Origin of the sequence: Parabacteroides sp. AT13 (assembly GCF_002272965.1) — a bacterium.
GTDB lineage: Bacteria > Bacteroidota > Bacteroidia > Bacteroidales > Tannerellaceae > Parabacteroides > Parabacteroides distasonis.
In genome coordinates, this window is sequence record NZ_NQMH01000002.1 from 601,987 (window position 1) to 627,470 (window position 25,484).

Annotated in this window: 25 protein-coding genes and 2 tRNA genes; 16 read left to right on the forward strand and 11 right to left on the reverse strand. The window is 43.2% G+C overall.

What is annotated here, in order from left to right:
- Positions 1 to 11: 11 nt before the first annotated feature.
- The 3 genes from CI959_RS16870 to CI959_RS16880 are packed head-to-tail and all read left to right on the forward strand — an operon-like array spanning position 12 to position 4,069.
- Positions 12 to 1,490, forward strand: coding sequence for a family 43 glycosylhydrolase (locus CI959_RS16870; protein WP_095231501.1), 1,479 nt, complete (start codon positions 12 to 14; stop codon positions 1,488 to 1,490).
- 25 nt (positions 1,491 to 1,515) lie between these two features.
- Complete coding sequence (locus tag CI959_RS16875; RefSeq protein ID WP_057317118.1) at positions 1,516 to 2,676, forward strand: sugar MFS transporter; 1,161 nt, start codon at positions 1,516 to 1,518, stop codon at positions 2,674 to 2,676.
- Between the two features lie 31 nt (positions 2,677 to 2,707).
- Complete coding sequence (locus tag CI959_RS16880; RefSeq protein ID WP_057317117.1) at positions 2,708 to 4,069, forward strand: sedoheptulokinase; 1,362 nt, start codon at positions 2,708 to 2,710, stop codon at positions 4,067 to 4,069.
- 151 nt (positions 4,070 to 4,220) lie between these two features.
- Here CI959_RS16880 and CI959_RS16885 read toward each other — a convergent pair whose 3' ends face one another.
- Complete coding sequence (locus CI959_RS16885; RefSeq protein ID WP_057317116.1) at positions 4,221 to 5,315, reverse strand: GntR family transcriptional regulator; 1,095 nt, start codon at positions 5,313 to 5,315, stop codon at positions 4,221 to 4,223.
- Positions 5,316 to 5,698: 383 nt separating this feature from the next.
- Here CI959_RS16885 and CI959_RS16890 point away from each other — a divergent pair, with 383 nt between their 5' ends.
- The 5 genes from CI959_RS16890 (at position 5,699) to CI959_RS16910 (ending at position 9,337) form a co-directional block, all read left to right on the forward strand.
- Entirely contained in the window at positions 5,699 to 6,022 is a 324-nt protein-coding gene (locus CI959_RS16890) for a hypothetical protein (RefSeq protein WP_005856696.1), read from the forward strand.
- Positions 6,023 to 6,068: 46 nt separating this feature from the next.
- Positions 6,069 to 6,749 carry an OmpA family protein gene (locus CI959_RS16895; RefSeq protein ID WP_005856698.1) on the forward strand — a complete coding sequence of 227 codons (681 nt, stop codon included), beginning with the start codon at positions 6,069 to 6,071 and terminating at the stop codon, positions 6,747 to 6,749.
- Between the two features lie 107 nt (positions 6,750 to 6,856).
- The gene (locus CI959_RS16900; RefSeq protein WP_005856700.1) at positions 6,857 to 7,918 is read left to right on the forward strand and encodes an endonuclease/exonuclease/phosphatase family protein; all 1,062 of its coding nucleotides are present in this window, start codon (positions 6,857 to 6,859) and stop codon (positions 7,916 to 7,918) included.
- A gap of 108 nt (positions 7,919 to 8,026) precedes the next feature.
- Positions 8,027 to 8,677 (forward strand): DUF4136 domain-containing protein, encoded by a 651-nt coding sequence (locus CI959_RS16905; RefSeq protein WP_005856702.1) that lies wholly within the window; start codon positions 8,027 to 8,029, stop codon positions 8,675 to 8,677.
- Positions 8,678 to 8,707: 30 nt separating this feature from the next.
- Positions 8,708 to 9,337, forward strand: coding sequence for an outer membrane beta-barrel protein (locus tag CI959_RS16910; RefSeq protein ID WP_005856704.1), 630 nt, complete (start codon positions 8,708 to 8,710; stop codon positions 9,335 to 9,337).
- A gap of 78 nt (positions 9,338 to 9,415) precedes the next feature.
- Here CI959_RS16910 and CI959_RS16915 read toward each other — a convergent pair whose 3' ends face one another.
- The 6 genes from CI959_RS16915 to CI959_RS16940 form a co-directional block, all read right to left on the reverse strand.
- Positions 9,416 to 10,042, reverse strand: a complete 627-nt coding sequence (locus CI959_RS16915) for a hypothetical protein (protein ID WP_005856706.1) — start codon at positions 10,040 to 10,042, stop codon at positions 9,416 to 9,418.
- On the reverse strand, positions 10,023 to 10,829 hold the full coding sequence (locus CI959_RS16920; RefSeq protein ID WP_005856708.1) for a metallophosphoesterase: 807 nt from the start codon (positions 10,827 to 10,829) through the stop codon (positions 10,023 to 10,025). The genes CI959_RS16915 and CI959_RS16920 overlap by 20 nt, the downstream gene beginning before the upstream one ends.
- A 90-nt stretch (positions 10,830 to 10,919) precedes the next feature.
- A complete protein-coding gene (locus tag CI959_RS16925; protein ID WP_005856710.1) occupies positions 10,920 to 11,642 on the reverse strand; it encodes an HAD family hydrolase in 723 nt (240 codons plus the stop codon).
- A 20-nt stretch (positions 11,643 to 11,662) separates the two neighbouring features.
- Positions 11,663 to 12,568, reverse strand: a complete 906-nt coding sequence (locus tag CI959_RS16930; RefSeq protein ID WP_005856712.1) for a CDP-alcohol phosphatidyltransferase family protein — start codon at positions 12,566 to 12,568, stop codon at positions 11,663 to 11,665.
- Between the two features lie 21 nt (positions 12,569 to 12,589).
- Positions 12,590 to 13,453 carry a hypothetical protein gene (locus tag CI959_RS16935; RefSeq protein WP_005856714.1) on the reverse strand — a complete coding sequence of 288 codons (864 nt, stop codon included), beginning with the start codon at positions 13,451 to 13,453 and terminating at the stop codon, positions 12,590 to 12,592.
- 16 nt (positions 13,454 to 13,469) lie between these two features.
- Positions 13,470 to 14,168: an NDP-sugar synthase gene (locus tag CI959_RS16940; protein ID WP_005856716.1), complete on the reverse strand. Its 699-nt coding sequence runs from the start codon at positions 14,166 to 14,168 to the stop codon at positions 13,470 to 13,472.
- Between the two features lie 349 nt (positions 14,169 to 14,517).
- Between CI959_RS16940 and CI959_RS16945 the strand changes: the two genes are divergently transcribed.
- The gene (locus tag CI959_RS16945) at positions 14,518 to 14,763 is read left to right on the forward strand and encodes an RNA-binding protein (protein WP_005856718.1); all 246 of its coding nucleotides are present in this window, start codon (positions 14,518 to 14,520) and stop codon (positions 14,761 to 14,763) included.
- Between the two features lie 123 nt (positions 14,764 to 14,886).
- Positions 14,887 to 16,125 carry a hypothetical protein gene (locus CI959_RS16950; protein WP_057317114.1) on the forward strand — a complete coding sequence of 413 codons (1,239 nt, stop codon included), beginning with the start codon at positions 14,887 to 14,889 and terminating at the stop codon, positions 16,123 to 16,125.
- A 99-nt stretch (positions 16,126 to 16,224) separates the two neighbouring features.
- Here the strand turns inward: CI959_RS16950 and xyl3A are convergent, their stop codons facing one another.
- Positions 16,225 to 18,831 carry a xylan 1,4-beta-xylosidase gene (gene xyl3A / locus CI959_RS16955; RefSeq protein WP_005856722.1) on the reverse strand — a complete coding sequence of 869 codons (2,607 nt, stop codon included), beginning with the start codon at positions 18,829 to 18,831 and terminating at the stop codon, positions 16,225 to 16,227.
- A 205-nt stretch (positions 18,832 to 19,036) separates the two neighbouring features.
- On the opposite strand from xyl3A, the gene CI959_RS16960 reads away from it, so the two are divergent.
- Positions 19,037 to 19,870 (forward strand): DUF5032 domain-containing protein, encoded by an 834-nt coding sequence (locus CI959_RS16960; protein WP_005856724.1) that lies wholly within the window; start codon positions 19,037 to 19,039, stop codon positions 19,868 to 19,870.
- 126 nt (positions 19,871 to 19,996) lie between these two features.
- Positions 19,997 to 20,752 (forward strand): NigD-like protein, encoded by a 756-nt coding sequence (locus CI959_RS16965; protein WP_005856726.1) that lies wholly within the window; start codon positions 19,997 to 19,999, stop codon positions 20,750 to 20,752.
- A gap of 143 nt (positions 20,753 to 20,895) precedes the next feature.
- Here CI959_RS16965 and CI959_RS16970 read toward each other — a convergent pair.
- The 3 genes from CI959_RS16970 to CI959_RS16980 all read right to left on the reverse strand — a co-directional run bounded on the left by CI959_RS16970 (position 20,896) and on the right by CI959_RS16980 (position 21,867).
- A tRNA-Tyr gene (locus CI959_RS16970) sits at positions 20,896 to 20,978 on the reverse strand.
- Positions 20,979 to 20,997: 19 nt separating this feature from the next.
- Positions 20,998 to 21,071, reverse strand: a tRNA-Thr gene (locus tag CI959_RS16975).
- Between the two features lie 148 nt (positions 21,072 to 21,219).
- Positions 21,220 to 21,867 (reverse strand): superoxide dismutase, encoded by a 648-nt coding sequence (locus CI959_RS16980; protein WP_005856728.1) that lies wholly within the window; start codon positions 21,865 to 21,867, stop codon positions 21,220 to 21,222.
- A 196-nt stretch (positions 21,868 to 22,063) separates the two neighbouring features.
- Here CI959_RS16980 and CI959_RS16985 point away from each other — a divergent pair, with 196 nt between their 5' ends.
- The 4 genes from CI959_RS16985 to nhaD all read left to right on the forward strand — a co-directional run bounded on the left by CI959_RS16985 (position 22,064) and on the right by nhaD (position 25,475).
- Positions 22,064 to 22,603, forward strand: coding sequence for a pyruvoyl-dependent arginine decarboxylase (locus tag CI959_RS16985; protein WP_005856730.1), 540 nt, complete (start codon positions 22,064 to 22,066; stop codon positions 22,601 to 22,603).
- A gap of 107 nt (positions 22,604 to 22,710) precedes the next feature.
- Complete coding sequence (locus tag CI959_RS16990; RefSeq protein WP_005856732.1) at positions 22,711 to 23,187, forward strand: PaaI family thioesterase; 477 nt, start codon at positions 22,711 to 22,713, stop codon at positions 23,185 to 23,187.
- Positions 23,188 to 23,215: 28 nt separating this feature from the next.
- Positions 23,216 to 24,061 (forward strand): deoxyribonuclease IV, encoded by an 846-nt coding sequence (nfo, locus tag CI959_RS16995; protein ID WP_005856734.1) that lies wholly within the window; start codon positions 23,216 to 23,218, stop codon positions 24,059 to 24,061.
- 4 nt (positions 24,062 to 24,065) lie between these two features.
- Positions 24,066 to 25,475 (forward strand): sodium:proton antiporter NhaD, encoded by a 1,410-nt coding sequence (nhaD, locus tag CI959_RS17000; protein WP_005856736.1) that lies wholly within the window; start codon positions 24,066 to 24,068, stop codon positions 25,473 to 25,475.
- Positions 25,476 to 25,484: the final 9 nt, after the last annotated feature.

Sequence of the window (25,484 nt, forward strand, 5' to 3'; positions counted from 1 at the left end):
AATTTAATGGCATGAAAAAGATTTTTATTTCAATAGCATTGATGATAGCTGGTTGTGCGATAGGACAGGCCCAGTTTTCGGTAAAATATGATTCGGAAGTTCAACCTAAAGATAATATCCAATATTTTACACCAGCGGGAAATAATCTGTTTGTTGGTGATTGTATCCCTTTTTATAAGGATGGGGTTTTTTATTTGTATTGGTTGCTTGATGAAGGACATCATTCGGCCTTGAATGGCTTAGGTGGTCACCAATGGTGCGTGAGTACTAGTTCGGATTTAAAGAGTTGGAGGCATCATCCGATTGCTATAGGGATAGACGAGAACTGGGAAAAGTCTATATGTACCGGTTCGGTTACTTTTGATGGTAAGCAATATTATGCATTTTATGCGACTCGCTTGATTACCCAAGATGATCAGATTAATGAGCAGTTGAGTTATGCTGTCAGTAAGGATGGTTTAACTTTCAAGAAGCAGAAACCGAATCCTTTTTATACTTCTGCTCCCGGATATAGTAAGCGGCATTTTCGTGATCCGAAAGTGATAATTGATAAAGAGGGTGTATTTCATTTGTTTGTTTCCAGCGAGACTGATAATTATGTCATCAGTGAGGGGCGTGGATGTTTGGTGCATTTGACTTCGAAAGATTTAAAAAACTGGCAAGTGCAGGAACCCCTTATTTCCGGAATGCGAGATGTTCCCGAATGCCCTGATTATTTTCAATGGAACGGTTGGTATTATCTGGTTTATGGACAGGGAGGAGATACATATTATGTGAAATCCCGGAATCCGTATGGTCCGTGGGAATATCCGGAATCACAGGCATTACTGGAACAATGGGTTAATGTTGCTAAAACAGCGGAATTCAAAGATAATCGGCGGATTGTTGCGGGATGGGTTCCGAGTAAGAGAGAAAATAAAGATTATGGTCCGGAACGTTTTGGTGGTAGTATTATTTTGCGTGAAGCCTATCAGTTGCCGAATGGCGATTTGGCAACTAAGTTCCCGACAGAAGCTATTTGGGCTACTCGATCTCCTTTGCATGTGAATTTGACGGAGGCTGAAAACGCCAAGAAGGTATCAGACCGGGAAGTATTGCTTGATGCCCAGGGAGCTATTGGTGGTGCTTATATTAAAGATATACCTTATAATTGTCGGGTTACTTTGGAGATTGAGCCGGTAAGTAATAGTGATGAGTATGGTTTGTTTTTACGAGCGAAAGATAAAGCAAATGATGGTTATAAGCTTAGTTTAAATCCTAATAAACGTACGGTTCGTTTGGGTGAGGATGCTTTTATCGAGGTTGTGCCTGGGTTGGACGAACCGGTTAAAGTAGATATAATTATGAAAAATGACATTATTGATGTTTGTATAGGCGATCGCCGTTGTATCGTAAATCGGTTACCGGAAAAGAAAGGAAATTATTTATGGTTTTATGCAAAACAAGGAACTGTTAAGTTTAGAAATATAAAAGTGTCTCCGCTTTTGTGATTGTTTTAAATTTAAAATTGTGATTATGGGTAGTGAAAATAGGATAAGTCATATTATCCCGGTAATGTTAACTTTTTTTACGATGGGATTTGTAGATTTGGTTGGCATTGCGACTAATTATGTAAAACAAGATTTTGGATTGTCTGATACGGCTGCCAATTCTTTTTCCGTAATGGTATTTTTCTGGTTTCTGGTTTTCTCGGTTCCGACTGGGATGTTAATGAACAAGATCGGACGGAAAAAAACTGTATTGTTAAGTATGGTCATTACGTTTATTGGATTGTTGATTCCTATCTTTGTTTATAATGATGTGGCTATGTTTTTTGTCTTCTCGTGTTTGGGAATCGGAAATACACTTATGCAGGTTTCTTTGAATCCTCTGTTGGCTAATATGGTGTGCAAAGACCGACTACCGAGTTATTTAACATTGGGACAATTTATAAAGGCTATCGCTTCGTTTATCGCTCCGTTGATTGCCGTACATGCTGCGTTGTGTTATGGTGATTGGAAGTTGCTATTTTATATTTTTGCGGCGATAGATATCATAGCTATCGTTTATTTGTTTATGATGGATATTGTGGAAGCGGAAGAGAAAAATGAATCGTCATCTTTTAAAGAGTGTATTAAGCTATTGGGAAACACGACCATTTTTCTGCTTTTCGTTGGAATCTTGGTGCATGTTGGTATTGATGTTGGTGTGAATATAACTGCGCCAAAGCTATTGCAGGAGAAAGTAGGAATGTCATTGGCTGAGGCAGGATATGCGACTAGCCTTTATTTCTTGTTTCGAACTTTCGGTTGTTTATCCGGGACATTTATTATGGCGAAGTTTTCTCCCTTAAAGTTTTTTGTCGTGAGTGTTGCTATGATATTTATTGGTATCTCGTGCCTCTATATAAGTATGGATAGCATGAGTATCTATATTTGTGTAGCTTTGATTGGAGTTGGAAATTCAAATATATTCTCTATTATTTTTTCTAAAGCATTGTTATACATGCCGTCACGGAATAATGAAATTTCAGGTTTGATGATCATGGGGATTTTTGGTGGAGCTATTTTCCCTGTATTTATGGGATTCATGTCTGATATTTTTGGAGGGCAGATTGGGGCTGTAGTTGTTTTGACAGTCTGTGTCATTTATCTACTATTCCTAATGATTAGAATAAAAAATATAGAATTGGAATAATCTCTTTGGTATAAAACTATTGATATAAATTATGAATTTTTTAGGAATTGATATAGGAACAAGTTCGATATGTGGAATAGTTTATAATACTGTTTCTAAAGATATCGTATCGATAGCAAAAATTAACAATACAGATATGCTATCTTGTAATGTATGGGAGAAGGTTCAGGATGCGAATGCTATAGTTGATATTGTGTTAGATCTGATCCAAGAACTTCGAATCCAATATCCGGATATAAAAGGAATTGGATTATCTGGGCAAATGCATGGTATATTGTATGTTAATGCTGAGGGGGAGGCTGTTAGTCCGTTATATACATGGCAAGATATGCGTGGAAGTCTTCTTTATAAAGATGGTATGAGTTATGCGGCCTATCTTTCTAAGCAGACCGGATTTCCATTATCAACAGGTTTTGGTTTAGTCACGCATTATTACAATAAAGTAAATAGTTTGGTTCCACAAAATGCGGTGAAATTATGTACTATTATGGACTATACCGCAATGCGATTAACAGGTAAATGTGAACCTTTGGTTGATTGTTCTAACGCTGCTAGTCTCGGTTTTTTTGATAAAGAAAAATTGGCTTTTGATAAAGAAGCTCTGTGGAATGTGGGAATTGATAACTCTATTTTGCCGGAAATTGGTAAAGCTTTTTCCCGAGTTGGACATTATGAAAATATCTCGGTTTACACTGCTATCGGAGACAATCAAGCCAGTTTCCTTGGATCTATCCGTGATATAAGGCACTCTATCCATATAACTGTTGGAACTAGTAGCCAAATTTCTGTTTATTCGGATGATTACGTAAATGTCCCACTTTTGGATACGCGTCCTTTACCAGGTGGAGGATATATTTTGGTTGGTGCTGCGTTATGTGGTGGTTGTTCATTCTCATTATTAAAGAAATTTTTTTCAGAGACGATCAAGCTTTATACTGGTGAAGAAATGGATGATACAGATTTGTATAAGATTATGGTTTCAGTTCCATATAAAGAAGTTCAGGAGGATGATATACGGGTGGAGACATTGTTTGGTGGTACGAGATCGCATCCCGAAAAACGAGGAAAAATAATGAATATATCTTGTCTGAACTGGCATCCTGAAAATTTAATTCGAGGTTTTTTAGAAGGTATGAGCCAAGAACTATATGATTTCTACCAGTTATTGCCGAACTCTATTAGAGAGCGAAAAACTATATTGGTTGGTTCGGGAAATGGAATTAAGAGAAATCCTCTGCTATGCCAAATTTTGGAGGAACGTTTCAAGTGTCATTTGCAGGTTTCTGCTTGCCGAGAAGAGGCTGCTTTGGGTGCTTGTATTTGTGGTATGGTAGGGAATGGTTATATCAATAATTTTACAGATTTTTTTAATGAGAATTTGTTGATAAACTGAATTAATATAATCTTTGAATACAATATAAGAGTTTATGAGTTTGATAAATAGTTTTTTTCTTGTAGATTGATTGGGGGGATGTAGAAAAAGCACATAACGGTTATCATATTACCGTGCATGTGCTTTTGTTGTTAAAAAGAACTGCATCTTTTTAAATGAAACGGGTAGAATCTCTTTTGATAATTTGGCCATTTAGATAGACGTTCATAGGTAATCTATCATTACACTTGATTCTTCTTATCATTAAATCGATGCTGGTGTTGGCTATTTCTTTACATGGTTGTATAAACGATGTAAGTGAACATTTCAAGTGACGTGAATATTTCATGTCATCGAATCCACAAATTAGAAGGTCGGAGGCTATTTTATGTCCGATAGCTTCTAATGACGACATAAGGACAGCCGCTGTTGAGTCGTTGGCGCAGATAATACCGGTTTCTCCTTTTATTACAGGAATTGTTTTAACAAAATCTAAGTCTTCAGGATTACCACAAAAGTCATTTTGTACGTTGAATGTCAGTCCTTGTTCCTGTATCGTATCTTTAACTGCGAGAAAACGAATACGGACGGAATAGGCTGAATCTGGGCGATGAAAGAAATAAATATGCTTACAACCCGCTTGAATTAAGTGCTGGGCCATTATGGCACCTGCGCTGTAATTATCAAGACATACGACATCGAAAGGACTTTTCTGTGGTATGGGTACAATATCCCGATCGATAAGAATAAGGGGGATTCCTTCTTGTTGTATTTTATTGCATATAGTTTCATTAATGCGATCTGCGTCAGGCACTCGTTCCAAGGGGGAGAAAAATATCCCGTCAACATTTTTTTTAATGTAACTGTCGCAACAGGTTTCAATAAGATTGCGTCGAATGTCTGCATTACTGGCTGTTGCCCCTTCCCAAAGGCAGCTAAATTGCATAAGCTCGGATTGTTTTAATATTTGATCATTGATTATAGAAAAGATTTCGGATTCTCCGGCACCAGGAAGCAATAGTCCAAATGTATATGTTTTTTTTGTATCTCCTTTGAAAAGGACTAGAGTCCCAAGTCCTTTCTTTTTATTTACATATCCTTCTTTTTGGAGTTGGTTATATACTTTAGAGACTGTTGGGCGAGAAACGGAATATTTATCAGCCAGCGTAAGTTCTGTAGGAAGAAGTGTACCTGTTGGATATACTCCTTTTCGAATATCTTCTTTTACTGTAGTATAAATAGTTTTATAATTATATTTATCATTCATGGCTGGTGTTTTTTTGTTTTATATGACAAATATAATTGATTTGTTTCATATAACATATGTGTTATGTTGAAATGTTATTCTTATTTATTAATTTATCTTTATATTAGCGATTCTGGAATGAAATAGGGGAGGACAAGGATGTTAATTTAATAAACTCTTGAATTGCTATTGATATAATCGTGTTTTTTACCATTAGCAATCCTGATTACTGTTAGGCCCATTTTTAGAAAGACATATGATATATATCCTTTTTAATGAGAGGAAGACGCCTCTATTTTAGGATATCTATTTGTGAAAATTGATGCGGTAGCCTATTTTTCCTGTGTAAATCAAAATATTTCCGTACATTTGCCGCTATTCAAACCAATTAAACAAGATTAATTATGAGCACGAACAATGACGAGCTACTTTATGACGAGGATGATTCCGTAAAATTTATCCAGAATTATCTTCCCCAAGAACTGAAAGGAAAGTTCAGTAATGACGATATCAACTATATCGTAGACTTGATCTACGACTTCTATGAATCTAATGGCATGCTAGATGATGATGGTGACGATGAGATCGAGATCGATGAGGAAGAGGTTGTAAATTATGTAATTAAGAACGCCCAGAAAGACGGCGTAGGCAAATTCGAACCGGAGGAAATCACTTTTATAGTACAAGGAGAACTTGAATATTGCGATTCGATCAACATGTTTGATTGATATTTGTTATATATATAAAGTTGTTTAAGTGAAATTGTAGAAGATGATGAGGAACATTAAATTATTATCTGTTTTACTGCTATGTATGGCAGTGGTGTTTACGAGTTGCGGAACGTGGAATAACACGGCGAAGGGTACGGCGATCGGTGTAGGCGGTGGTGCCGCTGTCGGAGCTGGTGTTGGTGCCTTGGCCGGAAATACCGCATTGGGTGCCGTGATTGGTGCGGCCGTAGGTGGTACAGCCGGTGCGTTAATCGGTAAGAAAATGGATAAGCAGAAGAAGGAGCTGGAAGCTACCCTGCCTGAGGACACGAAGATCGAGAGCGTGAACAATGGTGAGGCCTTGAAGGTTACTTTTGACTCCGGTATCTTGTTTGCCACGAACTCGAGTACGTTGAGCGACGCTTCCAAGAGTGCCTTGCGTAACTTCGCTACCAGTTTGAAGGCCAATCCGGATACGGATATCCGAATCATCGGCTTTACGGATAACACCGGTAAGGTGGATTATAACCAGACCTTGTCCGAGAAACGTGCGAAGAGCGTTTACGATTACCTGATGATGCAGGGGGTAAGTACGGATCGTATGGTTTATGAAGGCAAAGGTATACATGATCCTGTGGCTAGCAATGACACTCCCGAGGGTCGTTCGTTGAACCGTCGTGTTGAGATCGTGATCTTGGCTAATCAGAAGATGATCCAAGAGGCTCAACAAGGAACGCTTCGATAAGTTTTTTAAAGCTATCCCTGCCGGAAGCGGACAGGTTATAGTGTATGAATTGGGGGACTGTCTTTTCCGGATAGTCCCTTTTTTGTTTAAATCGCAGGATAGGAAGGATGAAGAAGTTGATATATATTTTATTTGTGTTGATTACGATCGCTTTTGCCGTGGCAGCCATAGCCGGATTCGCTACCGGACGTATGAATCCGGAAGGGAAGGAGTGGATCTCGTTTCCCGGATTGGTGTTATTACCGGTATTGGCGGTCAATCTATGTCTTTTCTTGATGTGGTGTGTCTTTAGGAGCCATTGGTGCTGGGTACCTTTGGCGGCGTTATTGTTGAACTGGGAGTTTTTGATATCGATGTTCCAGATACGGGTCTTCCCTAAAGAGATTCCGATAGGGAAAGAAGCGGTTAAGGTGATTACCTATAACGTGAATAATTTCAATACGGACGGAAAGAAACAGCTTCCTAATATAGCGGATTGGCTGAGAAAGGAGGACCCGGATATCGTTTGCCTCCAAGAATGCCCTGTTGAATCGGCCCTGCGGATGGATTCTGTCGCCAAGACCTTATCGTTCCTACCGTATTATTGCTCTACCCGTTCGGCTACGAAAGCGGCGGGCAACGCTATTTTCAGTAAATATCCGATCCTTCGTTTTGAGTCTATCCTATACCCGGAGTCTAGCAATAAATCCTTGTTTGCCGTCATGGATATCCAAGGGGATAGTGTTCGTGTATTTAATAACCATTTCCAAACGACTAGCGTGAATGCCGTAAAGCCTCGTCTTTACCAAGCCCATGCCGAGGGTAAACAATTGGAGGAAACCGAGGCCGCCTTCCATATGGCTTTTCAGATGAAGAAGAATTTCGTGAAACGGGCTACTCAGGCGGATTATATCCGTCAGATGTTGGATGCCGGGGAGGGGCCCGTGATTCTTTGCGGTGATTTTAATGATACACCGGCCTCTTATACGTACCGTACCGTGAAAGGTGATTTAACGGATGGGTTTCGTGACTGTGGCTCCGGTTTCGGGTACACCTTTCGTCAATTAAAGCGTATATTTCGAATTGATTACATAATTTATTCTCCTGATTTTAAGGGTGTAACTTATGATTCTCCTAATTTAGACTACAGTGACCATAAGCCCGTCGTATGGTTAGGATATGTTAATTAACACACCCAAAAGGATAGTTTTAGAACCTTTTTCAACTCATGCTGTTTTAATAGTGACTTATATATAAGCACAAATAATAGTATAAACTGTTTTAAACGTTAAAATGAGATGAAAAAGATTTTTCCTTTTTTTCTGTTAGTTCTTCTGCTGGCTTCTTGCCAAAAGGACCCGGACATGTCGAAATTGGACAATGATTTTCTGGTGTTCACGAATCATGATAAGGACGCGAAATTCGAATCGTTCACTACGTTCTACATTCCGGATAGTGTATTGGTTATCGGCACAAGCGAGAAACCTCAGTTCTGGACAGCCAATGAAGCAGACGATATTATCACTACGTTGGTGAATAATATGGAAAGCCGCGGTTTCAAACGCACGCTAGACAAAGATAACGCCGACTTAGGTCTGCAAGTTTCTTACGTACAAAGTACTCAATATTTCGCTGACTACAACGATGGCTACAACTACCCGTACTGGTGGTGGAACTATCCGGGATATTGGAGTCCGGGTTACTGGGGACCGGGTTGGGGAAATTGGTATTACCCGTATCCTGTAGTGTATAGCTATAGTGTAGGTTCCTTGTTGACAGAGTTAGTGGATTTGGATACTCCTGCCGCTTCTAAGGCAGACGCTAAACTTCCGGTTCTTTGGACTGCTTACATGAGTGGCTTGTTGTCTGGTTCCGATAAATTCGATACTCAGCTGGCTGTTCGTGCTATCGAGCAAGCATTTGTACAATCTCCGTACGTAAAGAAATAATAATTCGAATGATTAAAAGTTTGAGATTCTATGAAAAAGATAAATAAATCAATCAAGTTAATCGCTTTACTCGTAGTTTGTATGGCGATGCCTACTCTGGCTGGCGCCCAGGTTTTGAAAAACGCGTATTTCAATGTAGACTGGCAAATCAACTCTCCGTTCGGTCAAGACTTTTCTAAGAAGACCAGCGGTTGGGGTGCTCACGCTGAGGGTGGTTACTATGTGATTCCTAATTTCGCTATAGGTGCGTTCATCTCTTATCATACAAATAATGAGTATGTGGACCGCCAGACGATTCCGGTAAACTCAACATCCGTAATCACTTCCGATCAACAGCATTCTATCTTCCAGTTGCCTTTTGGTGCGGCTTTCCGTTATAACTTCGCTCCGGAAGGACAATTCCAACCGTATGTTGGCGCTCAGTTAGGTGCTAGCTATAGTGAGATGTCTACCTACATGAACGTGTTGAAGGTTTACGATCGTAACTGGGGATTCTATGTAGCTCCCGAGATCGGTATGACCGTGTACTTCACACCTCAGAAACAGATCGGCGTACATATGGCCGCTTATTATAACTACGCTACCAACAAGGGTGATGTCCTCAGCTATCATATCGATGGTTTGAATAACTGGGGTATCCGCTTAGGTCTAGCGTTCTGATAGACAACGTTTGTTCTTTTAAGTGTTTTATGTAGTTTAGGGAAACGGAGGGCAGTGAATGTCTTCCGTTTCTTGCTTTTATAAGATCTGTAGTTTCACCCCGAATGAAAGGCTTAAATAATCTTTTGGCTTCAAGTAGCTGTTGCCGATAGCGTTTATTATATACAAATCGCAAGTGCTTAACTCATAGAAGAAGCTGATGGATTTATGCCAGCTACTATTTGGATTCAGTTTGAGTGTGATCCGCTCCCCGATAAAGATATGGTTACGGATGCGGGTGGAGAACCAATAATATCCCGGGGGATACTTATTCGGTTGCTTGGCCCAGAAATCCCGGTCAAATAGGAAATTTACGTAGATACCGCAACAAAGAGGCTCGAAAGATACTTTTTCTCCCAGATCGATATTCCAAGGAAAATAGTTTTGTTTCAAGGTGAAAGTCACGTTTGCGTGATCATTTGCGTTGCGGGGGACGATACCCAGCAACATATCCGTTTCCCAATGATTCCGGTAATAATTCCAACCGGTACCCACGGATAGCATCGCCATGGAACCTGCGAATTGTACTTTTGTATAGCGGGGGATGACCCGTTGCCATGCGTTCTCGTACCGTTGCACTCGTTTCGTGTATTTATCCTCTTGCGCATGGAGTGTAAGGGAAAAGACACAAGTTAAGAGGAGAAGCTTAAAAATTGACCACTTCATACATATAATCGTCAGGGGTTAAGGTAAAAAGAAGATAACTTCGTTTGGCGATATTGGCGCAACCGTAGTAGATAATGCCATCCTCAAACAAATCAGCTGCCGATACGCAATGATTATGTGCATGCAAGCAGAACATTAAAGATGGTAATGTCTTGATATAAAGTTGGAACACGTCTTTCACGTTATTGTCGAACTGTTCGTTCCCGGGAGGGGCGTGCATGACTACGATCGTGCGTTTATTACGGGTACTATCCGCTATCTCATTCTTTAGGAAATTAAAATCGGGTACCGGATGGGAATAATCATACTCGATAGCGTTCGTATTGAGGCATACGAATTTCACGTCGCTCACGACAAACGAGAAGTTCTCATTCCCAAAGATTTTACGAAATACTTGGTCGCCATTACCGATCACGTCGTGATTACCGATCAACCCTACGTAAGGCACTTTTAGTTTGGACAAGATATCATCGTTCCACTCGAATTCCTTCTTTAAGCCGAACTCCGTATAATCTCCTCCATGGATAATGAAATCGATGCTATCTAATTGATTAACGTACTTGACGAAATCTTCCGTCTCATTATAACTCCGCTGGGTATCGCCCATAAAAATAAAACGGATCGTGTCCTTCCCTTCGCAGACTTTCTCGATACGCTCGATATTGGTCGGGTTGATCTCCCGGGAAGTATCGGAATCCAGACGACCGTCATACGGATGATAGTCGATTAAGTCGCAAGCCGTGAGGAGTGTAGCGGCAGAAAGCCATATGTATTTCTTTAAAAACATAGCATCCTAACTTTTTTATATGCAAAGTTAGGATGCTATCAGTACCAAAAAAGGTCATTTCTGAGCTTATACTGGTCTAAAATGTATATTCTATAAAGCGAATACTTGCTTTATTTCCGTGAAGTCGGATAATACGATATCGGCAGTCTCATTTCCTTTATAAGCGCTCCAACCAATACTTTTTAGCCAGATTGTCTGGCATCCGATCCGGGTGGCGGGGACGATATCCTTATCATAGGAATCACCTACGACAACAATCTCGTCGGCGGGAAATCCCAGTTTATCCACTCCTAATCGGAAGATCGCCGGGTCCGGCTTACGGATACCTACGACCGCCGATTCCACGATAGCGCCGAATAAATGATCCAAACCGAAATCTTTCAACACGGATTCTATGTTCCCATAAAAGTTCGATACCAATACCAATGGGTAACGTTCCGCTAATTGCTCCAGAATGGGGCGGGCGCTATCGATTGCCTTCCGGGCGTATTCGTAACACCAATCCGCTAATTGTTCCGGTAACTCCGGGGTAACCGCCTCGGCGGATAAATGCCCATTCTCTTTCAGCCATTGGATTTGTAAATCGCTTTTCAAGCGCAGCATATCCAGAAACGTATGATGAGGCTTCACGATCGGATTCTTTCCAAGCGTTCTTTCTCCATGTACATAAGCATCACGGAAGACCGCTTTGGATACGGGAACCTTCAAGGCCTCATACGCCATCCAGATCACCTCAGCCCAGTGCATGCCGTTACTGTCTATCGTTCCGCCGTAATCAAAGAGGATTCCTTTTACTTTGTCTAATTTGAACATAATCGAATGGGATAAAAACGTTATAATTGTTTGCTGAAATCTTCACAAATATGCTCATGCTTTTTGATCATATAGAGCAACATCGAGTTTAATACGGTCAGCTCGAATACGAAATACAGCCAAGGCATGTCGATGAAAAGGCTGACAAACAAAGCGATCACCCGGGTATTGAATGATAGCATATTTGTATATTTCATCAACGGCAGACTCTTTGTTCGAAAAGCCTTACGGAACCATTCCGGCGCTTGTCCGTTGTATTTCTCACGGATGATGTTCATCATGTGTTGGAATTTAGGTGTCCATGCTTCTTGACCTACCGTATAATTAATGTAGAAGGTCTCGAACAATTTATAGATAAAGTCATGTTTCCAACTCATCTTCTTATAATTCTCCTTCAATTGGGGAGAGTGGGAGAGCTCGCTACCCGATTTACCTTTCAAGAACAACAAGTGAATATTGCGATAATAATCCGCCATGGCCGCTTGCTTGCTATGGAAGAATCCCGTCGTAGCCGCCAATAGCCAGATCCATATTCCCCATTCCGGCGTGAGGCGTAAGCAGATTGCCGCGTAGATAGCGATAAACCAGAAATCGCCGGCGGCACCGTCCAAGATACGTCCCAAGGCACTTTTCTGTCCGGTCATACGGGCCAATTGTCCGTCTGCGCTATCATATGAGTTTGCCCAGATTAACAGTAACATGCCGATCACGTTGATAGCGAGGCTCTGGAAATAGAAACAGATACCTGCCGTTATGCCGATAAAGATGCTGGCGATCGTGATACTATTGGGCGATACCCCCAATTTATTAAAGAACAAAGCCCATTGGTAGCCAATAGGACGATAGAAATGAATATCGATAAACTCCTCGGTGTCCAAAGATTTTAAGGTTGACTCCAGACTGGGAGTAGACTTAGTCTCACTCATGATTGATTTTGTTAAAACGATTTAGATGTGTTCTCGCATAAGATCCCAGATACGACGTGCGATGTTTGGAGCCGCTTCTTCCCGGCAAGGGGCGAAACTAGGCCAATCATTGAAATCGATAATCCGCATGACACCATCCTCGGAGACGATGCAATCTCCCCCGTAAATATGTATGTTCAATACCTCCGCAGCCTTGTGGCAAAGTAGACGAAGCTGCGCTTCGTCGAAGGGGATCCCCTTCGCTGTACCATTGATAACTTCTAAACCAAATTTACTATGATGCATGTTCGATGGATAGAACCAATAAAAGAAATCAGTCCCCGCTACCCCATAAAATTTCACCAAGTCGCCTACCAGATGCTCATTGATTACCGCCGACGGGATACCACGGATGGCGTATTCCTTCAGTATGCTTCTCGCCTCTTCCGGATTTCTTACGTAGGTGACGTCTTCCCTATGAATGGCGTGGAAATCTCCCCGTTTGATCCAGCAATTAAAGAAACCGGCTTTCTCAAGGGCTTCTGTCGGATCCTCATCTGTCCGTAAGATTAAGCTTGCCGGATGGGAGATATGGTTGGATAATAGGAGGCGGGTCATTTTCTCACGAGTACAATTCTCGATCCCGTAACCCGAGTTCACCACGAAATAATTTTTATCCTCTAGTTCTTGCAGCTTATGGATGGACTTCCAGTCTCTTACCATATTAAAGATACCCTTTTCCTTCGGGTCTTGTAGCAGCAGATCCGATTCGATATATTCGTTTACATCGCATCCCAATTTTCGTAAATGCTGGGCTGTCAAGGCGAAGATCGCCGCGTCGTTGCCGATATGATTGGGGGAGAATTGATTTCCTCTGCGGATACCTGCTAAAGTTAATTTACTCATTGTTAGACAGTATTCTTTATGACTTTAAAAATGATTCGGCTTTCAAAATGTCATCGGCGTGATCCACGTCGATGATCTTGCTGAAAGGATAGGCCTTTAGCCTCAACCCCTCGGCGATGAGCTGCCGTTGATAATTGCGCATTCTCGACATTCCCTGCGAGATGGCGTTGTTCAATACACCCAGAGCCGGACGCCTCAAGCAATAGATACCTCCCGATATGTAACGGCAATCACCGTCTGCCTGATCTAGGAAATTCCGGATGTAAAGTTCGTTGTCTGTTTCTACATATAAGGGTTTCTCGTCATCAATAAAATCAGTGACGGCCATCAATCCGTCCAGTTTATCCTCTTGGATGAACTGTTGGATATAGCCGCTGAACTCTTCTTCCTTGAAGATCGTGTCTACAGTAGTTAAACAAATCTTATCACCGTCCAGATAATGACTCAGCTCGTAGAAGCTGTGCATAGAGCTGGGGGTGGATTTTACCAATAGGTAAAAGGGTATAGGTAGTCGCAGGGCCTTCAGGTAATCCTGTACCTCGGTCATCTCCTCGTTTACGATGATACTGATAGAGGTTGCGTTATTTTTCAAAAAAACGTCTATCAACCGGTCTATCAGAGCGACACCGTTGAGTCTAACCAGAGGCTTTGGCCACTTAACACCTTCTTGCGCCAAGCGGGAGCCTTCGCCGGCGGCAATGATCGCGTAATCCATAACTTTTATTAGTTCAAATAATAATTTTGCAAAGTTACGAGATTTCTGAGATAGTTTTAGGCTATATCGTTGATATAATTGGTCAAAATTTCTATAAATTAGGACTATTTGACTAGAACAACAAAGACGTTATAAAGAGCTTGAATGTTTTTTTGAAAATAATTATCGTTTTATAGTTGCTAATTCAAATAGAATGCTTTCCTTTGTGCCATGAACAAAAGATAGTTTGTATAGCTCTTTTATCTTTTAGCATTTATTCATCAGCGATGATAATACTTTCTTTTAGAGATTGACTTCACCAACCATCCTTGTTTTATTATTAATTTTTATTTTTTTATATCATTTTCGTATGAATATTTACATTGGAAACCTGAATTATCGGGTAAGAGAATCAGACTTACAACAGATTCTGGAAGAGTATGGTGTTGTAGACTCAGTTAAAATCATTGTTGACCGTGACACAAAACGTTCTAAGGGCTTCGCTTTCGCTGAGATGCCTAACGCTGCAGAGGCTCAAAAAGCTATCGAGGAGTTGAACCAAGCTGAGTACGAAGGTCGTCAGATGGTTGTTAAAGAAGCTATCCCTAGACGTTAAATTTTAGAAGAAAGAGATTTTTAAAATAAGACGAAAAAGCGGGGAAACGAGGTGAAAACTTCCGTTTCCCCGCTTTCTTTTTTCAGTGTATTTTGTTTATGTTCGCGAGAAATTTTAAGAGTGATGAAGAATATAGGTGTTAGGAGTTTCATTGTGGGTCTTTGCTTGATGGGATTGGGGAGTTGGTCTCCCTCGCTGAAGGCGCAGATCGCGGATCGTGTCTATAAGACGGATTATCATATCGACCCGGAGAAGGCCCGGGAGTTGTCCGTAGAGTTGGATAATATTAGCTTCTTCAAGGATAACGAGTATACGGGTAAATTTACCAAAGGGTATTCGTTGCCGGGGCTTTGGGTACAAGGCAAAGCGGTTTATTATCCCTTGCGGAATATCAAGTTGGAGGCGGGTGTCCATATGTTGATCTATCATGGGGCGAATAAATATCCGAGCATGGCTTATCAGGATATCGCTTATTGGAAGGGAGACCAATACCAAAAAGGGGTACATGTGTTGCCCTATTTCCGGGCGCAGATGGCTCTCTCGGATCATGTGAACATCGTGCTGGGAAATATTTACGGCGCTTCCAACCATAATTTGATAGAGCCTCTTTATAATCCGGAGTTGAATTTGACCTGCGATCCCGAGGCGGGCTTGCAGTTGTTGTATGACTCGAAGGCTTTCGACTTGGATGTGTGGGTGAACTGGCAGAGCTTTATTTTCCGGGAGGATGTGCATCAAGAGGCGTTTACCGTCGGGATCTCTTCACGGGTAAAGTACAACGACCCGGCTTCCCGTTTCCATTTCTATACGCCGGTGCAAGGATTGGTGCAGCATAGGGGAGGCGAGATCGACACGATCTTCAACAATTCCGTGCAAACCTTGATGAATGGTGCGATCGGTGTCGGAGGTGTATGGAATACCGGACATCGTATTTTCAAGAACTTGAACGTGGAACTGGATGCTACCGGTTATTATCAGCAAGCGGGAGAGATATGGCCTTTTGACAGCGGATATGGCTTGTATGCCCGTGCTTCCGCCGATATCTATGATTTCCGGGTGAAAACGTTGTATTGGACCTGCGAGGATTTCATCTCTATGTTTGGTAGCCCGTTTTTCGGGGCGGCCTCGATGATTGATGAGGGGGTTACGTTCGACCGTCCGCAAATGATCTATCTGGGGGTGGAATATTCCCGGCAACTAGCGAAGGGTTTCTCGATAGGGGTAGATGTGGACGTTTTTCATCATCTCTCCGGAGATATGAATGATGCGGATGGAGTAAAACAACCGATGGGAAGCGCCACGAGTTTTACGGCAGGGGTTTACATGCGTATCAATCCGTCTTTCTTGATTAAAAAATTCTGATCATTACCTTCATACATAAACACAGTAGTATTCGATTGTGAATACTACTGTGTTTTTCTATGAATACTATTGTGTTCAGCCGTGAATACAATAGTGTTTTTATTCAATTACTAAATCAATCTTTTTCAGTGTCTTATCGTCCGAGGAACCTCCATATAGGATTTGGTATTTACCCGGGCGAACCTCCATGGTCTGTGTATTGTCATTGAAGGATTGGAAAGCTTTCGGTTCCAATTGGATGCTAACCGGTTGTGCGCTGCCAGCCTTCACGTTCACACGTTTGAATGCTTTCATCGCTTTTAGCGGTCCGGCGGGATCGTTCGGGTTCTTGATGTAGATCTGAGCGACCTCGTCACCATCCATCTTGCCTGTATTGGCGATATCGAAGGAGAGGGTAACCGATTCGTTGGAAGCGATCTTATCCTTTGACAACTTAGCGTTCTTATAATCGAATGTTGTATAGCTCAAGCCATAACCGAACGGATAAAGCGGAGTCTGCGTCATGTAACGATAGGTACGGCCTTTCATGCTGTAATCTTGGAAGTCCGGAAGCTGGTCTACGGATTTATAGAACGTGATTGGCAAGCGTCCGGCCGGGTTATAGTCTCCGAATAAAACGTCGGCCACGGCTGTTCCACCTTCTTGTCCGCCATACCAAGCGTTCAAGATAGCGTTTACATGATCGTTCTCCCAGTTCAATGCCAATGCGCTACCCGTACATACTACGTATACTACAGGCTTTCCGGTGGCTACCAAGGCTTTGACCATCTCCTTCTGTACGGCCGGGATCTCGATATTCGTGCGGTCGCCTTTCCGGAAACCTTCAGCGTCTACCGGCATTTCCTCACCTTCCAGACGTGGAGATATACCACCTACGAATACGATGACATCAGCGTCTTTAACCTTGCTGGCCGTAGCTTGGAAATCTACGGGTGTGCGTACGCCTACCGTAAAGTTCAGGTCAGCGCTACCCGTGCGTTGCATATATTCGATCTTTATGGGATATTTCTCACCTTTCTTAGCGTTTAGCGTATAGAGTTTTTCCGCTCCATATTCGTTTTCCCATACTTCGGCGACTTTAGCCGTATCGATATACAGGCGGAATGCGTCGTTTCCGGATAGTTTGAACTCGACCGGACCATCTATCGGAGACTCGAACTCGCCCGTAAAGCGAGCCGTGAAGTTTGTCAAGTTTACGTTCGGGGCGAATTGGGTGTTACCTCCGGTGGTATAATGAAGCTCTTTCGCTAATCCCTTGTAGGCGGGGGTACCCTCGAACTCGGTATTGTTGAAGAATTCGGAGGCGAAGCCTTGTCCCGCCGTGGAAGATACGTGGCTACCTAGGTCTGTCACGACAAAATCGGCGGTATGGTTGCAACCCAGCTCGTAGATAACCTCTGCGTTCGGGACTTTATTGCGGATACCTTCCACGATCGTGACGGTCTTGGTCGGGAAGCCGTTGTAGTTGGCCCATAGCATGGTCGAGTCCGCTGCGTTCGGTCCGACTACGGCGATCTTCTTGATATTCTTGTCCAGAGGAAGCATATTATTCTTGTTCTTCAACAAAACGATACTTTTACGTGCCATATCCAGTGCCTTGGCGATATGCTCCGGGCTCTCGACTACGCTGTAAGGTATTTTAGAATAAGGAACCCGCTCGTCCGGATCGAACATACCTAGCTCGAAGCGACCTTTCAGCAGGCGGCGTAAGGATACGTCCAGATCTTTCTCCGAGATCTTACCGTCGGCCAAGGCTTTGTTTAGCGCACGGTAGCTACCGCCACATTCTAGGTCGGTACCGTTCAATACGGCGTCGGCGGATGCGCTCTCAGCGTCCGGGTGCGTCTCATGGCGAGGCGTATTTTTGTCTTTTCTCCAGAAATCATCGATAGCACCGCAGTCGGAGAGGATGATATTGTCGTATCCCCAGCTATTACGCAAGATATCGATCAATAATTTGTCGCTGCTACAGCAAGGTTTGCCCTCAAAACGGTTATAGGCGCACATTACCTCTTGTACATCGCCCTCCTTAACCAATGCCTCGAAAGCTGGAAGATACGTCTCGTACAGATCACGAGGAGTAGCCTCTACGTCAAACTCATGACGGTTCCATTCCGGACCGCTGTGTACGGCGTAATGCTTGGCGCAAGCGTGTGTCTTGTAATAATTCGGATCATCACCTTGCAATCCACGGGTTACGGCTACACCCATCTTCTCGGTCAAGTAAGGGTCCTCTCCATAAGTTTCCATACCCCGTCCCCAGCGAGGGTCACGAAAGATATTGATATTCGGGGTCCAGAAAGTAAGACCTTTGTAACGGTCGTACTCCTTGTCCTTTTGGTATTGATGGTATTTGGCACGGGCCTCATCGCTGACCATCGTGAAGGTCTCGTGAACGGCGTTATCATCGAAGGTAGCCGCCATGGCGATCGCTTGCGGGAATACGGTCGCACGTCCGGCACGAGCCACGCCGTGAAGAGCCTCGTTCCACCAGTCGTAAGTCGGGATTCCCAAACGCTCGATGGCGGGGGTTACGTTCATCATTTGGCCGATTTTCTCCTCCGGTGTCAGTCGGGATAGTAAGTCGTCGATACGTTCTTCCAAGGGAAGATCCGGATTCCGGAAAGGGTAATCTTGTTGTTTTTCACTACAAGAGGCGGTGAGTAGGAGGGTGATCATCGCTACTGTCAGTTGTTTCATTTTCATGTTATTAAATTTTAGATATTGTTTATCTTACATTATTACTTATTGTAAACTATTTTAAGATAGATCGTTATCTTTGATATTGATGGAGCAAAACTACGATTTTAGAAGCATTTTTTCAAACAGGAACACTTAAAATAGGTTACTTTAGTGGTTATTCATTTAAAAGCCCTATTTTTGCCGTAACAGATTAAAACACGAAAGAATGATGAAGAAGTATCTATTTTTGTTACTAATAGGGGCCGCTAGCCTGACGGCCTGCGGAGACGATGACGATCCCGTTGTTCCGGAATTGAATAAGCTAACGAAAGTTTCTTGTTATAAAGACGGAGCTTCAAGCCCGCTTTTTACCGCTGATATCAATTATACGAGCGATGGCAAGATCTCAAATATAAATTTGGGAGTGGATAAGTTATTGTTCATTTATTCGGATGGTAAATTCTCTGTCACAGGCATTCATTCCGGTGAGGTTATAGAGGAATATACGTTAAGCGGAAATGTAATTACAAGTAAGAAGATCTCTCAAGAGAATCCATACGCCAGCAACGAGATCTATGTAAGCGATGAATATTCCTATCGTTATTCAGGCTCGAATTGGGTGTTGACTTCTTGGAATGCCCGTTGGCCGAAAGAGTTTGGGACGGGATACGAGGAGAGAAGTTATCCGGAGTACGAGAAATATACATGGGAGAACGGCAACGTGGTTCTATATGCCCAGTCATTGGATAGCCGGGAGATGAGGTACGAGTATAGCGTGGCGGAGGCTCCTAAGAACTTCCCTCTGCGAGTGATCGGTTCTTTCTCGCCGGTTGGCTTTGAGTCTGTAACACCTCTGAACTTGTTATATGGTATCCAAAACCGGAATCTTCCGATCCGTGCCTACACCTATACGATCCCTAACCAGAGCGAGGTGAAAGCTGAGTACAAATACACCTATACCACCGTGGGAGATTATATAACGGGTATGACTATCGATGAGAATGACGGAGGAACCGCAAGCTCTTATAAGTATACTTTCGAGTATAATTTCGCCGTGAAGTAAGGAGACATGCCTTGTTTGGTTTAATTAACATACACATATGCAGCATTTCCGCCCTAAAACGCATTTCTAATTTTATAGAATTAAAAGGTTGATTAGTTTAATTGATAAACTTAGAAAGGAAGTATTATGAACGGATTCTTTAATTTTAGGAAATTAGTTGTAGGTGTAATGGCGGCTACTTGTTTTATGGGGTTTCAATCTTGCTTGGACGATGATGATGATTATCCTTACAGTAAAGTGTTGCCGAATGCGTTGGTGACGGTTAAGCCGGTCGATGATGGTTCATATTTTCTTCAATTGGATGATAGCACGACCTTGTTGCCTGTCAATATGACCTCTTCTCCCTTCGGGCAGAAGGAGGTGAGAGCGTTGGTGAATTTTGACGAGACGAACGAGTCTAGCGGAATTTACAGCAAGGCCGTAAATATTAATTGGATCGACAGTATCCTTACAAAACCAATCGCTCCGGATTTGGGGGTGACTAGCAACGATTCGATCTATGGCTCCGACCCTGTGGAGATCGTGAACGATTGGGTTACCATCGCCGAGGACGGATATCTGACACTCCGTTTCAGGACGATCTGGGGAGACCGCAATAAGGCTCATTTTGTAAACCTACTGACAGGCAAGGACCCGGAGAATCCTTATGAGGTAGAGTTCCGCCATAACGCTTATGGCGATGTATATGGCGCATATGCGGATGGACTGGTCGCTTTTAAATTGGATAGCCTTCCGGATACGAATGGTAAGACGGTTAAGTTGAAATTAAAATGGAAGTCATTCGATGGCGATAAGTCTGTGGAATTCAATTATTGTTCCCGCAAGTCTACTCCGGCAAAAGCATCTATAGCTGCCGAGAGAAGCGCCTTAAATTTGAAATAGGTCGGTTTGATCGTTTAAATAGATGGGGATTTGGCAGGGAGTGAATCTCCCTTGCTTTTTGAAAGTTCTTTCCTAGTGATAGGGAAGGACTTTTTTTATGGATAGAAACAAAAAAGGACTCTAAGAAGAGTCCTTTTTATTCGTGGGCAGTGATGGATTCGAACCACCGAAGGCGAAAGCCAGCTGAGTTACAGTCAGCCCCATTTGGCCACTCTGGTAACTGCCCATTCCAATATGTTTTCTTGAGCCTCTTGTCGGATTCGAACCAACGACCCCGAGATTACAAATCACGTGCTCTGGCCAACTGAGCTAAAGAGGCATCTGTTATTCGTTTGCGGGTGCAAAGGTAGTAATAATATCTTACGATGCAATAGCTGGAGGCATTTTTTTTCAAAAGGGAACGAAAAAAACCGTCCGGGAAAACTCTCGGGCGGCTCTTCTCTACACGTAACTTACATCAAATTAAATCAATATCTCTTACCAACGGTTTCCCAGTCGATAATCCTCCACAATGCGTTCAAATGATCCGCACGGCGGTTCTGGTAATCCAGATAGTAAGAATGCTCCCATACATCGAATCCCATGATCGGAGTCAATCCCTTAACGACCGGGTTACTACCGTTGGGTTCTTTGGTAATTGAAAGTTTGCCGTCTTTATCTTTAGCCAACCATACCCATCCTGAGCCGAACAAGCCTGTACCGGCGGCCACGAACTCTTTCTGGAAGTTCTCGAACGATCCCCACGTAGACTTGATAGCCTCGGCTAGCTTACCCGTAGGTTCGCCACCTCCGTTCGGGGAGAATTGGGTAAAATATAGATTGTGATTCAATACTTGGCCGGCATTGTTGAAAATGGCTCCGTCAGACTCACGAACGATCTGCTCCAGCGGAGCGTTCTCGAATTTCGTGCCCTCAATCAGCTTATTAAGGGTATTTACATAGTTCAATAAATGTTTTCCGTAATGGAAATCAATTGTTTGTTTGCTGATAACTGGTTCTAAACCGTCGTTTGCGTACGGTAACTGGATTAACTCGAATTTCATAACTTCTTCTTTTTTATCTGTTATTTGACTATTTGTGATCATTAATAATAAACTTAAACATAATGTAAGCATTGTCTTCTAGTTTTTTATGTTGATTTACTATATAAACAGAGCCGAGGGGATGAAAGTTCTGGGTTCGGTGATGATTTTTTAGTGAAAATATGTTTGCGGCTAAAGTTTTATAGGGAAAACTATGTGTTATATATCGCAAAAGTTTCTATTTTTGTGCGCTCTTAAGCTTTTATTAATAAGTAAAACATATTTGTAGATGGTAAAGAAAGTTGGGAATTTAATTCCAAACACCTTTTTTATTACAAAAGGAAGTGGCGAATCAGACTTGGAGAAACACGCTGGTTCTTACCACATGGCTCTTTATGACGCCGGTATCTCTGATTTTAATATCATGACGTATTCGTCGGTGATACCCGCTACGGCACATCTGGCAACCATGGATGAACTAGACCTTCCTCCATTTGGTTCGGAAATGAAAACGATCATGGCTGTATCCCATGGATATCAGGATGAGTTCGTGTCTGCTGGTGTGGTTTACGCATGGATGTATAAGGATGAGAACTTTGATGAGAAGGTTGGTGGCCTTGTGTGTGAGGTCAGCGGACGTTACCGCATCGAGGAGCTTGAGTCTCGTCTGATCCGTGTTATTAACGATCTTCATCAGAAGACGTATGGGAAGTATTATCTTGGAGAGCTTAACTTTATCACCGAGGGAATTACGATCGAGAAACGCTATGGAACGGCGTTGGCCGCCCTTTGCTTCGTGGATTTCCTTCAACCGGAGATCGAGGAATAAGTCGTGTTGAGTATTTTTTGTGATATTTATAGAGCCGGTTCCTTTCAAGAGCCGGCTTTTTTGTTAACTTTGAGCAACAAAAAACATATAAATATTGTTTTCGTGATATGAAAAAGATAATTAATCCGTGGGAAGGGCTGGACGGTTATATGTGTTTCGGTTGCGCTCCGAACAATCCGCTGGGGCTGCATATGGAGTTTTTTGAGGATGGTGACGATATCGTGGCGTTCTGGAAGCCGCAAGGTACTTACCAAGGATGGCTACGTACGTTGCACGGAGGTATACAGACTACGCTGATGGATGAGTTGGCCGGCTGGGTGGTCTTGAGGAAGTTGCAGACCTCCGGGGTGACCTCACGCCTCGACGCCAAGTTTATGAAGAGTATCTCTACGGACGAGCCCCAACTGACGATACGGGGACGGATGACAGACCGGAAACGGAACGCCATCTTCATAGAGACCGAGATCTATAACTCGGCGAATGAGTTGTGTACCCGTGCCGAGATGGTTTATTTCATCACCCCGCAAGAACGTGCGATGGAGGAGTTTGGTTTTTGCGGGTGTAAGACTGAGGATGAACATTAGTATAAATAAAAAGAAAAGTTAGGTTATTATGAAGTATGTTGGGGCTCACGTGAGTGCGGTCGGTGGGGTTGAGAATGCCCCCGTTAATGCCCATGAGATCGGTGCGAAGGCTTTTGCCCTTTTCACCCGGAATCAGAGGCAATGGAAGTCGCAGCCGTTGAAGGCGGACAGTATCCATTTATTTAAGGAGCGGTGTGAAGCGTACGGTTACGATCCGGGATGTATCTTGCCGCACGATAGCTATTTGATCAATCTGGGGAACCCAGACGCCGAGGGATTGCAGAAATCCCGTGACGCTTTTCTGGACGAGATGACACGCTGCGAGCAACTGGGACTGAAAATGCTGAATTTCCATCCCGGAAGCCATTTGGGGAAGATGGAGGTGGATACCTGCCTGTCTCGCATCGCCGAGTCGATCAATATCACGTTGGCTCAGACGAGTGGCGTATGTGCCGTGATAGAGAATACGGCGGGGCAAGGCTCGAACTTGGGATATACCTTCGAGCAGATCGCCTATATTATAAATGAGGTAGAGGATAAGAGCCGGGTAGGAGTATGCCTCGATACGGCGCACACGCTTGCCGCCGGTTACGATATAAAGACACCGGAGGGGTTTGCCGAGACATTCCGTCATTTCGACGAGGTGATCGGCTTTTCTTATTTAAGAGGTATGCATCTGAACGATTCCAAAAAAGATTTGGGATCGCGTGTGGACCGGCACGAGAGTATCGGTAAAGGCTTGATGGGCCTTGATACCTTCCGCATGATCATGGCGGACCCCCGTTTCGACAATATGCCCTTAATCCTAGAGACCCCGGACGAGGCGCTTTGGCCGGAGGAGATACAGCTTCTATATAAACAATTAAAATCTTGATTATATGTTCATTTTAATGCCTGTCATTTTTGTCTTAGGAATCCTCGCTATTGCCTTGGAGGATAAGATCAAAATAAATAAAGCGGCCATAGCGTTGTTCATGGCTATCTCTATGTGGATGATATTGATGTTCGATGCCTACAATATTTTCGTCGAACGCTCCAGTACGATCTTTCAAGAGTTCTTGACCCAGAATCCGGAGATGGCCAGCTTGCCCCCGCATGAGCAATTTATTAATTTTATATCGAACCGTGCGATTGTTTATCATTTAGGAAACGTCTCCGAGACGCTTTTCTTCGTGATGTGTTCCATGTTGATCGTGGATATCGTGGATAAGCATGGTGGTTTTAGGGCCGTGACCGGGTATATCCGTACGCCGAATAAACGTAAGCTGTTGTGGTATATAAGTTTCGCTACTTTTTTCTTCTCTGCCTTGTTGGATAACTTGGCGGCCGCTATCGTGATCATGGCGGTGTTGCGTAAGCTGGTACCGGATCGTACGGATCGTTTGAAATATGCCTGTATGGTGATTATAGCGGCGAACGCCGGTGGCTCATGGTCGCCGATTGGTGATGTGACGACCATCTTGCTTTGGGTCGGAAAGAATATCTCGGCGATGCACCAGATCTCTCACGTATTTATCCCCGCTTTGGTTAATATGTTGGTGCCGTTGACGATCGCCCATTTCTGGTTGTTCAAGAAAGGATCTACCTTGCGTGTGTTGAGCGAGGAGGAGCAAGGCGACGAGTACATACCAGAGATACCGAACCGCTCACGTCGGATGATCTTTGTGATCGGCGTGCTTTCCTTGGCGTTGGTGCCTGTCTTCCAGATGGTGACGAACTTGCCGCCGTTCTTGGGCGTCTTGCTGGGATTGGTGATCCTTTGGTTCTATACGGATTTGATGTATAGCAAGCTGCACATGCATGAGTCCCAGAAACTCCGTATTTCCCAATTGTTGCCGAATATCGATTTGGCTACGATTTTCTTTTTCTTGGGTATCTTGATGGCCGTGGGAGCGCTGGAGACCTCCGGGCAGTTGGGTATCATGTCCGCTTTCTTGGATAAGCATGTACATGAGCCGTATCTGATCAGCTTCGTGATCGGTGCCTTGTCCTCCTGCGTGGATAACGTAGCCTTGGTAGCTGCTACGATGGGTATGTACCCGATCGTGGAGCAGGTGGCCGACTTATCGCCTTACGCACAGTTCTTTGTATCGGACGGTGGTTTCTGGACCTTCTTGGCTTATTGTGCCGTGACGGGGGGTAGCATCTTGATCATTGGTTCGGCCACGGGCGTTACGGTAATGGGATTGGAGAAGATCGATTTTATGTATTATACGAAACGGTTCTCTATCTTGGCGTTGATCGGCTATTGTTGCGGCGCCGGTGTATATATGCTTTTATTTGCTTAAAACTTTATT